We start from the raw sequence: 18,223 nt of genomic DNA on the forward strand, positions 1-18,223 counted from the left end.
TTAACGGTATGGTCGCGGCCAAGACGCTCGTGGCACAGATTCTGCTTGCGAGACGACGATTCATGCCGGCGACAACGCGCTGGCGCCGGCAAGGCGGATGCGGAAACAGCCGCCGCCGCCGGGCACGGACACGTAATCCAGCGAGGCCTGATTGGCGCGGCACAGCTCGCGAGCGATATACAGGCCAAGGCCGGTGCCATGGCTTGAGGTGGTGAAGAACGGGCGAAACAGGCGCTCGGCGACCGAGTCGGGGATGCCCGGGCCGCGGTCGAGCACGTCTATCGCCGGCAATCCCACTTCATCGAAATACACGTGCACGGTCACCCGCGCCGGTTCGCCGGGGATGCGGCCGTAGGTCAGCGCGTTGTGGACCAGTACGGTCAAGGCCTGATGCAACTGGCGCGGATCCACCATCGCCGCGACCCGGGCTTCCGGCCCGGTCGCGCGCAAGGTGTCTTGTTCGAGCGGATGACTGACCCGGTACTCGTCGAGGAACTGGCGCACGAAGCCCATCAGTTCCAGGTGTTCGGGCTTGGCCGGCTCGCGTCGCGCCATGCCGAGCACGTTCTCGACGATGCCGTTCATGCGCGAGCCCTGCTGGCGCACGATCTCGAGCAGGCGACGGTCTGAGATGGCGATGTCGCGCGACTCTTCCAGCAACTGCACGGCGTAGTTGATCGCCGCCAGTGGGTTGCGGATCTCGTGCGCCAGGCTGGCCGAGAAGCGGCCGAGCGCGGCCAGGGTGATTGATTCGGCGCGGCGCGAAACTAATGAAGTGTCGTCGAGAAAGATCAGGGTCTGATCGCTGCCGGCCAGCAGGCGGGTGAAGCGCGGCACCACCTCGGGCAGGTCCGGCGCGAGTTGCAGCGGGCTCTCATCAGGCCGGCCCTCGACCCGCCAGCGGCTCAGTCGGCGCGCGAGTTCGGGCGAGGCGATGGCGAGAATGCGATGGCCATGGCGCGAGCCGTCGTATTCGCCGCTGTCGCCGAGCAGCAGCATCGCCGCCTCGTTGGCCAGGCGCAGGCGGCCTTCGCCGTCGACCAGCAGCACGCCGGTGCGCATGCGGCGGATGATCAGTTCGTTGATTTCGGCGTAGTTCGCCGCTTCGGCGCCGCGACGTTCGGCCAAATCCTGGCTCTCGCGCATCTGCCGGCCGAGCATGTTGGTCAGCAGCGCGATCGACAGATAGCCGACCGCGAACATGATCGGTTCGGCGATGGTGCGACCGGTGGTTTCGCCGCCGAGCTCGTTCCAGGTCCATTCGCCGATCAGCCCGACGCAGGCCAGTACCGCCGCGCCGATGCCATAGCGCGCGCGCAGCAGCAAGGCCGCGGCGCCGACATTGAACATCAGCATCAAGGCGATGCCGGTGCCAGCGCCGGGCAGGGCGTGAATCGCCAGAATGCCGAAGAACAGGTCGCAGGCGATCCCGGCCAGGGCCTGGCCGCGCAGTTCGCCGCGCCGGCCGAACAGGAACAGCAAGGTCGCGATGAACAGATACGACAGCGACAGCGAGCGCGCGAACAGGTCGTGGCGCGGTGAGCCGATCAGATTCTCGACCGGTCCGAACAGGAACAGCACCAGCAGGGCGGCTTCCAGCAACCGGTACAGGGTGAAGAAATAAAGTTCGCGGCGCAGCGCGAGGTCGGCTTCGGCCGGACTGACGGGGGCGAGACCTGACGGCAAGCGGGTTTCCCTGCGCGGGCGGAGTATCGATCAGTATAGGGCGGCTGGCCGGTGCGGACCGGTGCCGCGTGCCGACCGACGGCCGCCGGGGTGGGTGTCGATCGTCCGCCGGCTTTGCTCGAACGGGCCTCCGGCCAGCCCTGATCGGCGGTAACCGGCCTGCGATCGGCCTGTAATGGCCCCGGCGCAAGCTTCGCGGGCTCCTCCGCAGGCCGGGTTTTGCTCGGCTCGCCGCGATCGGCGACAATGCGGCCCCCTCGCACGTCTGCCGGCTCCGGGCCGGTCGCACGCGCGGGACGTCTTTCACTCCCCTCGGTGACGCATGAATTTTCACGAATATCAGGCAAAGCAGCTGTTTGCCGACTACGGCATCGCAGTGCCGGCCGGGCGCGTTGCGCGCACTCCCGACGAAGCCGTCGCGGCCGCCAAGGCCATTCCCGGCGATCTTTGGGTGGTCAAGGCCCAGATCCACGCCGGTGGCCGCGGCAAGGCCGGCGGCGTCAAGCTGGCGAAGAACTTCGATGAAGTGAAGCAGTACGCCAAGGCCATGCTCGGCACCAAGATGGAGACCTACCAGTCGGCCGGCGTCGCTCTGCCGATCGACACGGTGCTGATCTCCGAAGGCACCGACATCGCCAAGGAACTGTACCTGTCGGTGCTGGTCGACCGTTCGACCAAGTCGGTCACCTTCATCGCGTCGGCCGAAGGCGGCGTCGAGATCGAGAAGGTCGCCGAGGAAACTCCGGACGCGATCAAGACCATCCACGTCAACTACGTGCAGGGTCTGCAGGCCTACCAGTGCCGCGAGCTCGCCTTCGACCTGGGCCTCAACGCCAAGCAGGCCGGCCAGCTGACCAAGATCATGCTGGGCCTGTACAAGCTGTTCAACGAGAAGGACCTGGCGCTGGTCGAGCTCAACCCGCTCGCCATCCTCACCAACGGCGACCTCGCGGTCCTCGACGGCAAAGTCAACAGCGACGACAACGCCACCTTCCGCCACGCCGATCTGGCCGCGATGCGCGACATCCGCCAGGAAGACGAGACCGAGGTGCTGGCCAGCCAGTACGACCTCAACTACGTCACCATGGACGGCAACATCGGCTGCATGGTCAACGGCGCCGGTCTGGCGATGGCGACCATGGACGTCATCCAGCTGGAAGGCGGCTCGCCGGCCAACTTCCTCGACGTCGGCGGCGGCGCCACCAAGGAGCGCGTGACCGAGGCGTTCAAGCTGATCCTCAGCTCGGACAAGGTCAAGGCGATCTTCGTCAACATCTTCGGCGGCATCGTCCGCTGCGACATGATCGCCGAGGGCATCATCGCCGCGGTCAAGGAAGTCGACGTCAAGGTGCCGGTGATCGTGCGTCTGGAAGGCACCAACGTGGAAGCCGGCAAGGAACTGCTGAAGAATTCGGGTCTGGCCATCACCCCGGCCGACAACATCAACGACGGCGCCAAGAAGGCGGTTGCTGCCGTCGCTGGCAAGTAAGGGGTTAATGACATGTCCGTATTGATCAACAAGAACACCAAAGTCATCGTCCAGGGCTTCACCGGCTCGCAGGGCTCCTTCCACGCCGAACAGATGCTCGAGTACGGCACCAAGGTCGTCGGCGGCGTGACCCCGGGCAAGGGCGGCACCCAGCACCTCGGCCTGCCGGTGTTCAACACCGTGCGCGACGCGGTCGAGGAAACCGGCGCCGACGCGTCGGTGATCTACGTGCCGCCGCCGTTCGCGGCCGACGCGATCCTGGAAGCGGCCGACGCCGGCATCAAGGTCATCGTGTGCATCACCGAAGGCATCCCGGTGCTGGACATGCTGCGGGTCAAGAACACTCTCAACGGCTACGAGGACGTGGTCCTGGTCGGTCCGAACTGCCCCGGCGTGATCACCCCCGGCGAGTGCAAGATCGGCATCATGCCGGGCCACATCCACATGCCGGGCAAGATCGGCATCGTCTCGCGTTCGGGCACGCTGACCTATGAAGCGGTCAAGCAGACCACCGACGTGGGCCTGGGCCAGTCGACCTGCATCGGCATCGGCGGCGACCCGATCAACGGCACCAACTTCATCGACGCGCTGAAGTGGTTCCAGGACGACCCGCAGACCGAAGGCATCATCATGGTCGGCGAGATCGGCGGTTCGGCCGAGGAAGAAGCGGCCGAGTTCATCAGCCAGTACGTCACCAAGCCGGTGGTCGGCTTCATCGCCGGCGCCTCGGCGCCGAAGGGCAAGCGCATGGGCCACGCCGGCGCGATCGCCTCGGGCGGTCAGGGCACGGCCGAGGGCAAGTTTGCGGCGATGGAGAAGGCCGGCGTCACCACGGTGAAGTCGCCGGGCGATCTGGGCGCGGCTATTGCGAAGCGGTTGGCGAAGTAAGTCGGAGCGACATGGTTTGTCGGAAAGGCCGCCTTCGGGCGGCCTTTCTGCGTTTGGGGAGGCGAGGACTGGCGGCCCTCACCCCAACCCCTCTCCCGCGAGCGGGAGAGGGGCTCGATGCGTCGTTTTTCGTGGTTTCGTATGCGCACCGCAGAGGCATTGCCGCCAACAGTGCAGATTCCTACCCCTGGCCGGGATAAAGCCCCTCTCCCGCTCGCGGGAGAGGGGTTGGGGTCAGGGCCGCTTTCCCTACGCCTCGGCAAAGTTGCTACGAAGAAACTGCAATTCCAATCAACCCAGGGAGCGCAAGGATGCGTTCAGGCCAGAAATCCAGCTTCGCCCGCCGCCTGCGCCGCAGCATGACCGATGCCGAGCACAGACTATGGTTCCACCTGCGAAACCGAACTCTGATGGGTTGCAAGTTCCGCCGCCAACACCCCATCGGACCCTACGTTGCCGACTTTGCCTGCATCGAGCGCGGTCTGATCGTCGAAGCCGACGGTGGCCAGCATTCCAATCTCCACGCCGACGAGCGGCGGACCTTGTATCTGCGATCCCGCGGCTACCGCGTCCTCAGATTCTGGAACAATGACGTCCTGATGCGGACCGACGCGGTGCTGGAACAGATCCACGCCGCCCTGGCCCGCAATATCGTCAGCCTGGACTGACTTACCTACTGAAGCTCCCATGCCCAACACCTTGCGCATCGCCCTGGCCCAGTTCGACTTCCCCGTCGGCGCGGTGGAAAAAAACGCCGAGCGGATCGCGGCGATGATCGTGCAGGCGCGCGACGAGCACGGCGCCGACGTGGTGCTGTTTCCCGAACTGGCGGTCAGCGGCTATCCGCCGGAAGACCTGCTGCTGCGGCCGAGTTTTCTCGCCGATTGCGAAGCCGCGCTGCTGCGCATCGCCTCGAGCGCGCGCGGCATTGTCGCCGTGGTCGGCTGGCCGCAGGCGGCCGGCGCGGTGGTCTACAACGCCGCCAGCGTGTTGCGCGACGGCCGGGTCGAAACCACCTACCGCAAGCGCGAACTGCCGAACTACGCGGTGTTCGACGAGCGCCGCTACTTCGACGTCGACCCCGACGGCGAGGCCTGCGTGTTCGAGGTCAAGGGCCGCGGGTCCGACGAAAGCGTCAGTGTCGGCGTGGTGATCTGCGAAGACCTGTGGTTCGCCGAACCGCTGGCCGCGACCGCGAACGCCGGCGCGCGCCTGGTGCTGGTGCCTAATGCCTCGCCGTTCGAGCGCGACAAGCACGCCCAGCGCGACGCGTTGCTGGAAACGCGGGTGCAGGAGACCGGTGTGGCGCTGGCGTACCTCAACGTCGTCGGCGGCCAGGACGCGCTGGTGTTCGACGGCGCCTCGGTGCTCGCCGACGGCGACGGCACCGTGCATCCGGCGGCGATCGCATTCGAGGATCACTGGCTGGTCGCCGACTACTTTGATGAAACCCGCAGCTTCACCCCGGTCTCGTGGCCGAGCGAAGCGGACGAGGGGCGCGATGCGCTGGCGTGGCGCGCCATCGTGCGCGGCACCCGCGATTACTGCCGCAAGAACGGTTTCGAAAAAGTCTGGCTGGGGTTGTCGGGCGGCATCGATTCGTCCCTGGTTATGGCCGTCGCGGTCGATGCGCTCGGCCCGGACAACGTGGTCGCGGTGCGCATGCCGTCGCGCTACACCGCCGACCTGTCCAACGACCTCGCCGCCGAGCAATGCGCGACCCAGGGCGTGCGTCTGATCGCGCTGCCGATCGAAAAGCCGTTCCAGGGCTATCTGGATACCCTGGCCGAAACCTTCGCCGGCAAGGCGGTCGACGTGACCGAGGAAAACCTGCAGTCGCGCACCCGCGGCGCGTTGCTGATGGCGATGAGCAACAAGTTCGGCGGCCTGCTGCTGACCACCGGCAACAAAAGCGAGTACGCGGTCGGCTACGCCACCATCTACGGCGACATGTGCGGCGGTTACGCGCCGATCAAGGACTTGTACAAGACCGAGGTGTTCGCGCTCGCGCGCTGGCGCAACGCGATTGCCGGCGCGCCGATCATCCCGTGGGCGGTGATCGAGCGGCCGCCGTCGGCGGAATTGCGCGACAACCAGAAGGACCAGGATTCGCTGCCGCCGTACGACGTGCTCGACGCGATCTTGTTGCGCCATGTCGATCAGGAGCAGTCGCGCGATGAAATCGTCGCCGCGGGTTTCGATCCGGCGACGGTGGACCGGGTGCTGCGGTTGGTGCGGATCAGCGAATGGAAGCGGCATCAGGCCGCCCCGGGGCCGAAGGTGTCGCATCGCGCGTTCGGGCGCGAGCGGCGGTATCCGATCACCAACGGCTATTCGGCCTGACGTTCTGATCCGAGCCTTTGTGTAGGAGCGGCGTGAGCCGCGACCGCGGCATCGCGCTTGCGTCGTAACAGTGATGTCGCGGTCGCGGCTCACGCCGCTCCTACAGGCGGCGGCCGGATTCGCGTAGCGACCCACAGCAATAAAAAACGCCGCCCGAAGGCGGCGTTTTTTATTCTGCGATTCGAACCGCGCGCTTACTGCTGCTTGCGCTTGGCTTCGTCCTTGTCGCGGTTGTCCACCGCCGACTTCTCGCCCGCGAACGGGTTGAGCTTGCGCAGGTTGCTCGGGTAGTCCGGCCAATCGTCGCCCGACAGCGCCGGGTGGCTGGGGTCGTTCTGCTGCAGCACGCGCTTGGCGTCGGCGGCCAGGGTGGCGTTGCCTAGGCCTTCGTAGGCCTTGAGCAGCACCGCGACCGCGTCGTTCTGGTAGCGGCTCTGCGGATAGGTCTCGAGCAGGTACTTGGCGCGGTCGGCGGCGGCCACGTCGGCGGTGCGGCGCAGGTAATACAGCGAGGCATCGAGCTCGTGGCGGGCGAAGGTGTCGCGCAGCACCAGCATGCGCTTGCGCGCGTCCTCGGCGTAGCGGCTGTTCGGGTAGCGCTCGACCACGATCAGGAAATCGTTGTACGCCTGCATCGGCGTGGCCAGGTCGCGGCGGCTGACGTCCAGGCGCCAGACCTTCTGCAGGAACACCGTGTCGCGGCTGGAGTTCACCAACCCGCGCAGGTAGTACAGATAGGCGATGTTGCGGTGGGTCGGGTAGGTGCGGATGAAACGGTCGATGCTGCTGACCGCGTCGTCGTGCTTGCCCGACTTGTACTGCGCGTAGGCCGTCTCGATCAGCGACTGCTCGGTGTACGGGCCGTACGGGTACTGCGCCACCAGGCGCTTGAAGCTGGTCTCGGCCGAGGACCAGTTGCCGTTGGTCATGGCCTTGTGGGCCTTCTCGTAGATGGCCTCGACCGGCTGGCCTTCGTCCGCATCCTTGTCCTTCTTGAACATCTTGCCGACGCTTTTGCAGCCGGTAGTGGCGACGGCGGCGATCAGCAGCAGGCAAAACAGGCGAACGAAACGGCTGGACGGGGCGGAACGTACGGTCATGGCAGGCATCAACGGGCGCCGGAGGCACGAAGAGCCGATAATAGCAGTCCGCGGGTCGGCCCCCTTAACCGATCCCGTACTTCCTTGTGCCGGCCGCCATGTCAGCGACCGGCCGCCGCGATCCCGCTCCCCCAGGCCCCAGGCCCGGCTCACGCCGAAGACCGAATCGACCCGACCCGATGACCGCACCCCGCCAGACCCTGACCGCCACCGTTCCCGACAGCGCCGCCGGGCGCCGTTTCGATGCGGTGCTCGCCGAGCTGTTCCCCGACTATTCGCGCTCGCGGCTGGCGGCCTGGATCAAATCCGGCGACGCCCGCCTGAACGGCCAGGAGGTGCGCCCGCGCGATCCGGTCCAGGGCGGCGAGGCGGTCGAACTGAACATCGTGCTCGACACCCAGACCCACGCGGTCGCCGAAGCCATCGCCCTGGACATCCTGTACGAGGACAGCGAGGTGATCGTGCTGGACAAGCCGGCCGGTCTGGTCGTGCACCCCGGCGCCGGCAATCCGGCCGGCACCCTGGTCAATGCGCTGCTGCACCACGACCCCGGCCTGTCGGCGCTGCCGCGCGCCGGCATCGTCCATCGCCTCGACAAGGACACCTCCGGCGCGATGGTGGTGGCGCGGACCTTGCCGGCGCATACCTCGCTGGTCGAACAGCTGTCGGCGCGCGACGTGCATCGCCAGTACCTGGCGGTGGTGGTCGGCGCGCTGGTGTCCGGCGGCACCGCCAACGCCGCGATCGACCGCCACCCGCGCGACCGCCTGCGCATGGGCGTGCGCGAGGACGGCAAGGACGCGGTCACCCACTACCGGCTGCGCGAACGGTTCCGCGCCCACACCTTGCTGGAGTGCCGCCTGGAAACCGGCCGCACCCACCAGATCCGCGTGCACATGCAGCACCTCAAGCATCCGATCGTCGGCGACCCGCTGTACGGCGGCCCGCTCAAGCTGCCCAAGGGCGCGACCGAGGGCCTGATCGAGACCTTGCGCGGCTTCAAGCGCCAGGCCCTGCACGCCGAAACCCTGGAATTCAAGCATCCCGCCAGCGGCGAGCCGATCCGCTGCACCGCGCCGGTCCCGGCCGACCTGCAGCAACTGGTCGCCGAACTGCGCGCCGACACCCGCGCGGCGGTCGAGGCGGGGCGGTGAGCGCAGGCGACGCCGACGCGCCGTGGATCGCCGCGGCCTGGCCGCCGGCCACGGTGCGCGGTTTCACCACCGTGCGCGGCGGCGCCGGCGTGTCGCAGCCGCCGTTCGACCGATTCAACCTCGGCACGCGTTACGGCAGCGATCGCGACGATCCGCTCGCGGTCGCGCGCAATCGCGAGCTATTGATCGAACTCGCGCAGTTGCCGTCGCCGCCGCATTGGCTGCATCAGGTGCATGGCGCGGGCGTGTTGCGCTTCGATGCGTCGCGCACGAGCGCGACCACCCTCGCCGAGGAGCCCGAAGCCGACGCGTCGGTGACCTCGACCCGTGGCAGCGTGCTCGCGATCCTCACCGCCGACTGCCTGCCGGTGCTGTTCGCCGCGGACGACGGCAGCGAAGTCGGCGCCGCGCATGCGGGCTGGCGCGGGCTCGCCGACGGCGTGCTCGAAGCCACGGTCGCGGCGATGCGCACCGCGCCTGCGCGCGTGCATGCCTGGCTCGGGCCTGCGGCCGGGCCGCGGAACTACGAAATCGGCGCGGAGGTGCGCGATGCGTTCGTGGGTCGCGATGCCGAGGCCGACGCGGCCTTCGTCGCTACCCGCCCAGGGCATTGGCGGGTCGATCTGTATGCGCTCGCGCGCAGGCGGCTGGCGCAGGCCGGCCTGGCCGCCGATCATGTGCATGGCGGCGGTCTGTGCACGATCGGCGAACCCGACCGCTTCTATTCCCACCGCCGCGACCGTCGTACCGGCCGCATGGCGACTCTCATATGGATGACCTGATGCGAAACCCAGCCCATCGGACGGCGCTGTCCGCGTTGTTGATCTGCACCTGGCTGTTCTCTACGGCCGCGATCGCGGCTGAAGATTGCCAGACGCGCATTCCAGCGTTGCTGGAGGCCGCGTATCCCGACGCCACCAGCGAAACCAGCGACGGTAGCGAACTGCTGCGCCTGAGCGGCACGCCCACGCGCTGGATCAATCCCGATGAGGTGGTGTGCAAGGTCTGGCCGGCCTCGCCGGACAAGACCTTGCTGGCGGTGAAGTTGCAGCACGCTATCGACGCCGATCAGGCTGTTGACGAGGCCGACCTCGATCTGGTGGTCGCCGACAGCGCGCGCGATCGCATCGTGCAGCGCCATCGTCAGGACGGCCTGTTGTCCTCCGATGCGATCCGGGTCTCCTCGTTCGCGTTCGATACCGCGCGCTATCGTCTCGACGACAAGACCACCGCGTTCGGCCTGCGCATCCACCGCAGCGGCAGCTCGCGGGCCAATCCTTACGGTGACGAGACCCTGCGTTTGTACGTCATCGACGGCTCGGGTCTGCGGCCCGTGTTGCGCAATCTGGTGATGATGCGCAACCAGGGCGAGTGGGATACCCGCTGCGCCGGCGAGTTCACCGACACCCGGCGCACGATCTCGGTCGACGCCAAGCGTGATAACGGCTACGCCGGGCTGTTGCTCAACACCGTGGCGAGCACCAGCCGCAGTGTCGCCAAGGGCGAGGATTGCGACGAAGTCGACAGCGGCACCGAAAAATCGAGCGTGCGCCTGCGTTACGACGGTCGCGAGTACGTGGTGCCCAAGGACTTGCGCGGATTCGACGACGATTACATCGGCAGCAGCGGTAGCTGAGCGACCGCGCGAATGAGCGACGTCGCAGGCGCGCGTTCGGTATCGGGCCAGACCTCCGGCGTCGATGCGCCCAGCTTGTACCAGCGCATCCTCGGCGCCGATTTCGAGCGCTTGCCGCCGAGTCTGCGCGCGCTGCATGCCCGCGCCGGCGTGCGGCGCTATGCCGGCGAGGCCGAGGCCTCGCGCGGCGCGGGCCGATTGTCGCGGCTGTGCGGCTGGATCGCCGGCCTGCCGCCCGCGCATGCCGGCGCGATCGAAGTCGAGATCGACGCCGACCGCCACGGCGAAACCTGGGTACGCCGCTTCGGCCACGGCGCCATGCGTTCGCGCCTGCGCGAGCGCGACGGCCTGATCCACGAACGGCTCGGTCCGATGGCGTTCGCGTTCGCGCTGGAACTCGTCGACGACGGCGTGATCTGGCGCCTGCGCAGCGTGCGCGCGCTGGGCGTGGCGTTGCCGTTGTCGTGGTTCGACGGCATGCACGCGCACGAATTCGAACGCGATGGGCGCTACCGGTTCGACGTGCGCGCGGCGCTGCCCGGGATCGGCTTGCTGGTGCATTACCGCGGTTGGTTGGCGATCGGCGACTGAGTCGGGGGTGGTCTGACCCGGTCCGGCGCCGACTTGCGCGGATTTTGCGCCGCTGTGTTTCCGTGAGCAGGATGCGCGACGGTCGCGCGACGTTCTATGCTGCGGGCGTGGTCGGGCAGGGCGAAATACCTGGATTTTCAGGGGAATCGCTTGGGTAAGATGGGTTCGTGCGCGGCGTGGATGTGGGTTGCGTGGTGAGTCGTGGTGTCGCGGTCGCGGCTCGCGCCGCTCCTACAGGGCCTGATCGAAGATTTCGTTTCCCCCTGTAGGAGCGGCGCAAGCCGCGACCGCGACAACACGATCACCGCGAACCTCGCTGCAACCGATCATCCAGCCGCGACCGCGCATCGCCTCCCGCACCGCGATCCGCATCACCCCCCCGCGAACGGACCGCGGGTACACCGGCAAGGACGCGTCCATTCCCGCATCGCGCATCCGAGTACCGTCCATGAGTGTCATCGACTCGTTCGCTTCAGCATTTAACCCCCTGCGTCGCGGCTGCGTTGCCGCCGGTTTGCTCGTTTCTTCGGAGCGCTTCGAATGCGAGCGTGACGATGGAAGGGGGGCGCGGCTGGTGAGCGTCGATTGCATGATTCGTAACGGGGGACGCGGACGGTGAACGTCGATACCAAGACTACTCCGCGCTCGTGGTTCGTCCCCGGCGACCTCAACGGCTTCTTCGGCCTGGTCGTCGACAACCTGTCGATCCTCGGCTTCATCTCGGCCGCGTTGATCGGCATCTTCGGTTTCCCGGCCGAGGTGATCTATACGCGGATGTTCCCCGGCACCGCGTTCGGCGTGCTGGTCGGTAATCTGATCTACACGGTGATGGCGCGACGCCTGGCCGCGAAGACCGGCCGCGACGACGTCACCGCGATGCCGCTGGGCCTGGACGCGCCGACCAGCATCGGCATGGCCCTGCTGGTGCTCGGCCCGGCCTTCGTCGGTTTCAAGCAGGCCGGCATGGACGAACAGGCCGCGGCGACCGCGACCTGGCAACTCGGCATGGCCTCGCTGATCGTGATGGGCCTGCTCAAGTTCGTGCTTTCGTTCGCCGGCGACACCGTGACCCGGCTGATTCCGCGCGCCGGCCTGCTCGGCTCGATCGCCGGCGTGGCGCTGGTGCTGATGGGCTTTCTGCCGCTGATCGAAACCCTGCGCTCGCCGATGGTCGGGTTCATGACCCTCGGACTGCTGTTGTACGTGCTGATCGCGAAAGGACGGTTGCCGATCAAGTTGCCGGGCGTGTTCGTCGCGTTCGTGTTCGGCACCGCCTTGTTCTACGGTTTCGGCGCGATCGGTCTGGGCGCGCCGGGTTTCAGCTTCCCGACCGCGCAAGCGTTGCACTTCGTGCTGCCGCTGCCGACCCTGGGTTTCCTCGACGGCTTGCCGTACACCGTGCCGTACCTGCCGCTGTTGCTGCCGTTCGGCCTGCTGATGGTGGTCGGCGGCATCAACGTCAGCGAAAGCGCGCGCGCGGCCGGCGACGATTATCGCACCCGCGATATTTTGCTGGCCGAGGCGTTCTCGACCTTGGTCGCCGGTTTCGTCGGCGGTGTCGCCCAGACCACGCCCTACATCGGCCAGCCCGCGTACAAGCACATGGGCGCGCGCAGTGGTTACACCTTGTTGACCGGTTTGTTCATCGGCCTGGGCGGCATGCTCGGCATCGTCTCGGGGCTGGTGCAGTGGCTGCCGCTGGCGGTGCTCGCGCCGATCATCGTCTACGTCGCGCTCGACATCACCACCCAGGCGTTCCAGGCCACGCCGAGCAAGCACGCCACCGCGATGGTGTTCGGTTTCCTGCCGTCGGTGGCCTACATGCTCGCGATCAAGACCGGCAACCCCGGCTGGATCGCGCCGCAGCACCACGCCCAGCTGATGAGCGCGCTCGACGGCCACGGCCTGCCGGAACTGGCGGTGATCGTGACCCTCGGCAACGGCTTCATCATGACCTCGATGATCTGGACCTCGGCGGTCGCGGCGATGGTCGACGGCCGTTTGCGCCGCGGCGCGGCGTTCCTGCTCGCGGGCGCGGGCCTGAGCCTGTTCGGCATCATCCATTCGGTCGACCCGCGCGGCGGCGTGTATCTGCCGTGGGCGCTGGAAGGCCTGCAGCGGGTGATCGCCTGGCAGTTCATCGGCGCCTACGTCGGTTTGGCGGTGTTGCTGATCCTGCTGTCGTTGCAGCGCGAACCGGTCGCGCCGTCGGCGCAGGCTTGAGACGGCCGCCTTTCGGCCACAGATCGTTGATTCCCCTTTCAAACCGGCCCACGCCATGTCCCTGCAATCCGAACTCGACGCCGTACCCGGCGTAACCGCGCAACCCGAAGCCGCGACCCGCGACTTCGTGTTCAACCACACCATGCTGCGGATCAAGGACCCGAAGGCCTCGCTGGATTTCTACACCCGCGTGCTCGGCTTCACCCTGGTGCGCAAGCGCGATTTCGCCGAGGCGAAATTCAGCCTGTACTTTCTGGTGCTGGTGAACGATCCCGCGCAGATTCCCGCTGAAGAACCCGCGCGCGGGCAGTGGCTGCTGAGCCAGCGCGGCGTACTCGAACTGACCCATAACCACGGCACCGAAGACGATGCCGATTTCGCCTACCACCACGGCAACAGCGAACCGCGCGGCTTCGGCCACATCTGCGTATCGGTGCCCGACGTCGAAGCCGCCTGCGCGCGCTTCGAACAACTCGGCGTCGCGTTCCAGAAGAAACTCACCGACGGCCGCATGAAGGACATCGCCTTCATCAAGGACCCGGACGGGTATTGGGTCGAGATTCTGCAGCCGACCAGTCGGGTCTGAGGTTCGCGCACTGGCGTCGAACAAACCCGCGTCGAAAAAGACTGACCGTTGAACAGACAAGCCGGCGCAAGCCGGCTTGTCTGTTTGTCGCGTCGGAATAGACGAATCGGCTGGCGGCCTCAAGGCCGCATCGGCCGACTCACTTCAACACAGTGAAATGCATGCGCCGGTTCTTGGCCTTGCCCTCCTCGCTGGTGTTGTCGGCGATCGGCTGATCCTGGCCGTAGCCCTTGCCGACCAGGCCCTCGCGGGCGACGCCGAGTTCGGCGAGTTTGGCGATCACCGCGTCGGCGCGTTGCTGGCTCAGGGTCAGGTTGGCCGCGGCGTCGCCGGTGTTGTCGGTGTGCCCGCCGACCTCGATGCGCACATCGGCCGGCGCGGCCTTGATCGCCTTGGCCGCGTGGTCGAGCGTTTCCAGGCTGTCGCGGGTGATGGTGGCCGAGCCGCTGTCGAAGTAGACGTTCATCAGGTTGAGCGCGCCGACCAGGTCGTCGCCGCTGAAACCGGCCTTCAACCCGCTCAGCGCGGCGGCGGCGCGATCCCACAGGCCGCTGATCTGGAAGCCGCCGAACGCCTTGCGCAACTGCTCGCTGACCGCGATGCGCTGATCCTCGGGCAGGCCGGAGGTGTCGATGCTGAGCGTGTCGCCGTCGAAACCGAACTTCAGGCCCCTGGCCTTGAGCTGCGGTAGCAAGCCGATCAGCTTGTCCATCCAGCCGGCCGGCAGCGTGGCGGGGTCGACGCGGATGTCGCCGCTGAGATTGGCTTCGCCGAACGCGGCCTTGAGTGCGTCCCACAGCTTGAGCTTGTCGGCGTCGCTGGCGACCTGGCCGTTGACCGTGACCTTGCCGTCGACGTTGCTCAGATCCAAGCGCGCGTTGGCCTGCGCGACCGGCGCGGCCGGCTCGCTCGGCGCGGTCGCCGCCGGGGGCGGCGTCGGCGCGACGGCCTCGTCCTTGCCGCAACTGCGCATCAGCACAAATCCGCCGAGCAACAGCAGCAGCGGGATCAGCCACAGCAGCCAGCCCGGGCGGCTGTCGGCCTTGCGCGCGCTGGTCGGCGCGACGTGATGCGCGCGCGGGGCCGGCGTGCCGTTGATCAGCGCCAAGGCTTCGGCGGGCGCCACCGACGGCTCGCCGTCGCGGGTCAGCAGGCCGATCAGCTTCGGCAACAGGGTGGCGCCGGCCAGACTGATCGAGACCTTGGGCACGCCGAGCTTGGCGGCCATCGAGCCCAGGGCTTCGTCGCCGATCGCGGCGCTGAACTGGTCGGGTTGCAGCACGTTGTCGACGACATGCGCGCCGATCCACGAGCGAAACAGATCGCCCAGGCCGGCCTGGGTGAAACGCGAGCGCAGGCCGGAAAATCCGCCCTGAGCCGGATCGAAGATCATGCCCAGCAACAGGCCGATAAAGCGCTCGGCCTTGTCGCCCAGGTTGAATCGCTCCGCGGCGTCGCGGATGAGTGAATTAAACATTGAAACCCCCGTTTTTGTGCCTGGAATGAGCTGTTTTGCACGAGCTTCCGGCCTGTGCGAATTCAGCAAAACACGGGGTTCGAAGCGGGTTGTTAATCAGCGGATAACAAAATAATCGTGTCCCTATCGAATATGTCTGGACGGAGTAAATAACGTGGAAACCTGTCACGCTGATTCGGGCTGACGCGCGCGTTCGCGACGAATTTCAGTCGTCGAGTGCTCGGCCCTCCAGGCGGTTCCCTCGTGGTCGCGGACGAGGTCCGTCGCCACCGGCGGGGCCGTCGCCGCCCGGACCACGACGGCTGAAGCCAGCCCCGCCCGCAGTCTCGCCAAGTCTTGAAACACCCGCCACAGCCCGCATTAACAGGTCATTCGCAGCCGTCGCGGGACACTCGCGACCGCCGGCCGCTACACCTTTTCGGAGAACCCTCCATGCGGATGGACAAGCTCACCTCGCGCTTCCAACAGGCCCTGTCGGACGCGCAATCGCTGGCGGTCGGGCGCGACCACAGCGTCATCGAACCGGCCCACCTGCTGACCGCCTTGCTCGACCAGAGCGGCGGCAGCACCAAGCCCTTGCTCAGCCAGGCCGGGGTCAACGTGCCGTTGCTGCGCGAGCGCCTGGGCGAAGCGCTGGAAAAGCTGCCCAAGGTCTCGGGCCAGGCCGGCAACATCTCGGTCGGCAACGATCTGGCACGCCTGCTCAACGTCACCGACAAGCTCGCCCAGCAACGCGGCGATGCCTTCATTGCCAGCGAGTTGTTCCTGCTCGCCGCGCTCGACGACGGCGGCGACGCCGGCCGCGCGCTCAAGGCCGCCGGCGCCACCAAGGCCAAGCTCGAACCGGCCATCGACAAACTGCGCGGAGGCGAGAGCGTGCAATCGGAAAACGCCGAGGAACAGCGGCAGGCGCTGGAAAAATACTGCATCGACCTGACCGCGCGCGCCGAGTCGGGCAAGCTCGACCCGGTGGTCGGCCGCGACGAAGAAATCCGCCGCACCATCCAGGTGCTGCAACGCCGGACCAAGAACAACCCGGTGCTGATCGGCGAACCCGGCGTGGGCAAGACCGCGATCGTCGAAGGCCTGGCGCAGCGCATCATCAACAACGAAGTGCCCGAGGGCCTGCGCGGCAAGCGCGTGCTCTCGCTCGACATGGGCGCGCTGATCGCCGGCGCCAAGTTCCGCGGCGAGTTCGAGGAGCGCTTGAAAGCCGTGCTCAGCGACCTGTCCAAGAACGAAGGTCAGGTGATCTTGTTCATCGACGAACTGCACACCATGGTCGGCGCCGGCAAGGCCGAGGGCGCGATGGATGCCGGCAACATGCTCAAGCCGGCGCTCGCGCGCGGCGAACTGCATTGCATCGGCGCGACCACGCTGGACGAATACCGCAAGTACGTGGAAAAAGACGCCGCGCTCGAGCGTCGCTTCCAGAAAGTGTTCGTCGGCGAGCCGACGGTGGAAGACACCATCGCGATCCTGCGCGGCCTCAAGGAGCGCTACGCGGTGCATCACGGCGTGGAGATCACCGACCCGGCGATCGTCGCCGCGGCGACCTTGTCGCATCGCTACATCGCCGATCGACAGCTGCCCGACAAGGCCATCGACCTGATGGACGAAGCGGCCTCGCGCATCCGCATGGAGATCGACTCCAAGCCCGAAGAACTCGATCGCAAGGAACGCCGGCTGATCCAGCTCAAGATTCAGCGCGAGGCGCTGAAGAAGGAGAAAGACGCCGAATCCAAGCAGCGCCTGGCCGATCTGGAAGCCGAGATCGCCACGCTGGAGCGCGAGTTCAACGACCTGGAGGAAATCTGGAAGGCCGAGAAGGCCACCTTGCAGGGCGCGACCAAGATCAAGGAACAGATCGAGCAGGCCAAGCTCGACCTGGAAGCCGCGCAGCGCACCCAGGATTTCGGCCGTATGAGCGAGATCCAGTACGGACGCCTGCCTGAGTTGGAGAAGCAGCTCAAGGCCGCGCAGGAAGTCGAGACCAAGGGCTTCAAGCTGCTGCAGGACAAGGTCACCGCCGAGGAAATCGCCGAGGTGGTCGCGCGCTGGACCGGCATCCCGGTGTCGAAGATGCTCGAAGGCGAGCGCGACAAGCTGCTGAAGATGGAGCAGGCGCTGCACGCGCGCGTGGTCGGCCAGGACGAGGCGGTGCGGGTGGTGTCCGACGCGGTGCGGCGCTCGCGCGCGGGCCTGTCCGATCCCAATCGCCCGAGCGGTTCGTTCCTGTTCCTGGGTCCGACCGGCGTGGGCAAGACCGAACTGTGCAAGGCGCTGGCCGAGTTCCTGTTCGACTCGGCCGACGCGATGATCCGCATCGACATGAGCGAGTTCATGGAGAAGCACGCGGTCAGCCGTCTGGTCGGCGCGCCTCCGGGTTATGTCGGTTACGAGGAAGGCGGTTATCTGACCGAGGCGGTGCGTCGCCGTCCGTACAGCGTGATCCTGCTCGATGAAGTCGAGAAGGCGCATCCGGACGTGTTCAACATCCTGTTGCAGGTGCTCGACGATGGGCGTTTGACCGACGGCCAGGGCCGCACGGTGGATTTCCGCAACACCGTGATCGTGATGACTTCGAACCTCGGTTCGCAAATGATCCAGGAGTTGAATTCGGACGATACGCCCGAGAGCTACACCCAGATGAAGGCCGCGGTGATGGGCGTGGTGCAGGCCCACTTCCGTCCGGAGTTCATCAACCGTCTCGACGACATCGTGGTGTTCCATCCGCTCGACAAGAGCCAGATCCGCGAGATCGCCAAGATCCAACTGCACGGCCTGGAGAAGCGCCTGGCCGAGCGCGGCCTGAGGCTGGCGCTGTCGGAGGCGGGCTTGAACCTGATCGGCAACGTCGGTTTCGACCCGGTCTACGGCGCGCGTCCGCTCAAGCGTGCGGTGCAGCAGCAGTTGGAGAATCCGCTGGCGCAGAAGATATTGTCCGGCGAATTCGTCAGCGGCGATACGATCCAGGTCGAGGCCGAAGCGGGGCATCTGGTGTTCCGCAAGGGCTGATCCGGTCGCGATCGATTGATACAAAAACGGCC

The 18,223-nt window shown here is 66.8% G+C and carries 14 protein-coding genes; 11 read left to right on the top strand and 3 right to left on the bottom strand.

Annotated features, from left to right (window positions below):
* Positions 1–60: 60 nt before the first annotated feature.
* Positions 61–1,686 (bottom strand): sensor histidine kinase, encoded by a 1,626-nt coding sequence (locus AC3A4T_RS11820; protein WP_487675555.1) that lies wholly within the window; start codon positions 1,684–1,686, stop codon positions 61–63.
* A gap of 322 nt (positions 1,687–2,008) precedes the next feature.
* Between AC3A4T_RS11820 and sucC the strand changes: the two genes are divergently transcribed.
* From sucC to AC3A4T_RS11840, 4 genes are all read left to right on the top strand, one after another.
* The gene (sucC, locus tag AC3A4T_RS11825) at positions 2,009–3,175 is read left to right on the top strand and encodes an ADP-forming succinate--CoA ligase subunit beta (RefSeq protein WP_036104548.1); all 1,167 of its coding nucleotides are present in this window, start codon (positions 2,009–2,011) and stop codon (positions 3,173–3,175) included.
* Positions 3,176–3,187: 12 nt separating this feature from the next.
* The gene (gene sucD / locus AC3A4T_RS11830; RefSeq protein ID WP_056105770.1) at positions 3,188–4,063 is read left to right on the top strand and encodes a succinate--CoA ligase subunit alpha; all 876 of its coding nucleotides are present in this window, start codon (positions 3,188–3,190) and stop codon (positions 4,061–4,063) included.
* Positions 4,064–4,374: 311 nt separating this feature from the next.
* The gene (locus tag AC3A4T_RS11835) at positions 4,375–4,731 is read left to right on the top strand and encodes an endonuclease domain-containing protein (RefSeq protein ID WP_487675556.1); all 357 of its coding nucleotides are present in this window, start codon (positions 4,375–4,377) and stop codon (positions 4,729–4,731) included.
* A gap of 19 nt (positions 4,732–4,750) precedes the next feature.
* Positions 4,751–6,406, top strand: coding sequence for an NAD+ synthase (locus AC3A4T_RS11840; RefSeq protein WP_487675557.1), 1,656 nt, complete (start codon positions 4,751–4,753; stop codon positions 6,404–6,406).
* A 194-nt stretch (positions 6,407–6,600) separates the two neighbouring features.
* On the opposite strand, the gene AC3A4T_RS11845 is transcribed toward AC3A4T_RS11840, so the two are convergent.
* Positions 6,601–7,506, bottom strand: a complete 906-nt coding sequence (locus AC3A4T_RS11845) for an outer membrane protein assembly factor BamD (RefSeq protein ID WP_487675558.1) — start codon at positions 7,504–7,506, stop codon at positions 6,601–6,603.
* A 179-nt stretch (positions 7,507–7,685) separates the two neighbouring features.
* On the opposite strand from AC3A4T_RS11845, the gene rluD reads away from it, so the two are divergent.
* The 6 genes from rluD (at position 7,686) to gloA (ending at position 13,696) form a co-directional block, all read left to right on the top strand.
* Positions 7,686–8,660: a 23S rRNA pseudouridine(1911/1915/1917) synthase RluD gene (rluD, locus tag AC3A4T_RS11850; RefSeq protein ID WP_487675559.1), complete on the top strand. Its 975-nt coding sequence runs from the start codon at positions 7,686–7,688 to the stop codon at positions 8,658–8,660.
* On the top strand, positions 8,657–9,442 hold the full coding sequence (gene pgeF / locus AC3A4T_RS11855) for a peptidoglycan editing factor PgeF (RefSeq protein ID WP_487675560.1): 786 nt from the start codon (positions 8,657–8,659) through the stop codon (positions 9,440–9,442). Before rluD ends, pgeF begins: the two co-directional genes overlap by 4 nt.
* Positions 9,442–10,296 (top strand): PA3715 family protein, encoded by an 855-nt coding sequence (locus AC3A4T_RS11860; RefSeq protein ID WP_487675561.1) that lies wholly within the window; start codon positions 9,442–9,444, stop codon positions 10,294–10,296. The genes pgeF and AC3A4T_RS11860 overlap by 1 nt, the downstream gene beginning before the upstream one ends.
* A 12-nt stretch (positions 10,297–10,308) precedes the next feature.
* Positions 10,309–10,887 carry a DUF4166 domain-containing protein gene (locus tag AC3A4T_RS11865; RefSeq protein WP_487675562.1) on the top strand — a complete coding sequence of 193 codons (579 nt, stop codon included), beginning with the start codon at positions 10,309–10,311 and terminating at the stop codon, positions 10,885–10,887.
* A gap of 615 nt (positions 10,888–11,502) precedes the next feature.
* A complete protein-coding gene (locus AC3A4T_RS11870) occupies positions 11,503–13,110 on the top strand; it encodes a SulP family inorganic anion transporter (protein WP_487675563.1) in 1,608 nt (535 codons plus the stop codon).
* Positions 13,111–13,165: 55 nt separating this feature from the next.
* Entirely contained in the window at positions 13,166–13,696 is a 531-nt protein-coding gene (gene gloA, locus AC3A4T_RS11875) for a lactoylglutathione lyase (RefSeq protein ID WP_487675564.1), read from the top strand.
* A gap of 139 nt (positions 13,697–13,835) precedes the next feature.
* Here gloA and AC3A4T_RS11880 read toward each other — a convergent pair whose 3' ends face one another.
* Positions 13,836–15,173, bottom strand: coding sequence for an OmpA family protein (locus tag AC3A4T_RS11880; protein WP_487675565.1), 1,338 nt, complete (start codon positions 15,171–15,173; stop codon positions 13,836–13,838).
* 432 nt (positions 15,174–15,605) lie between these two features.
* Between AC3A4T_RS11880 and clpB the strand changes: the two genes are divergently transcribed.
* Positions 15,606–18,191, top strand: coding sequence for an ATP-dependent chaperone ClpB (clpB, locus tag AC3A4T_RS11885; RefSeq protein ID WP_487675566.1), 2,586 nt, complete (start codon positions 15,606–15,608; stop codon positions 18,189–18,191).
* The last annotated feature ends 32 nt before the right edge of the window (positions 18,192–18,223 follow it).

The sequence above is a fragment of the Lysobacter sp. Soil_N_51 genome (genome assembly GCF_057655755.1).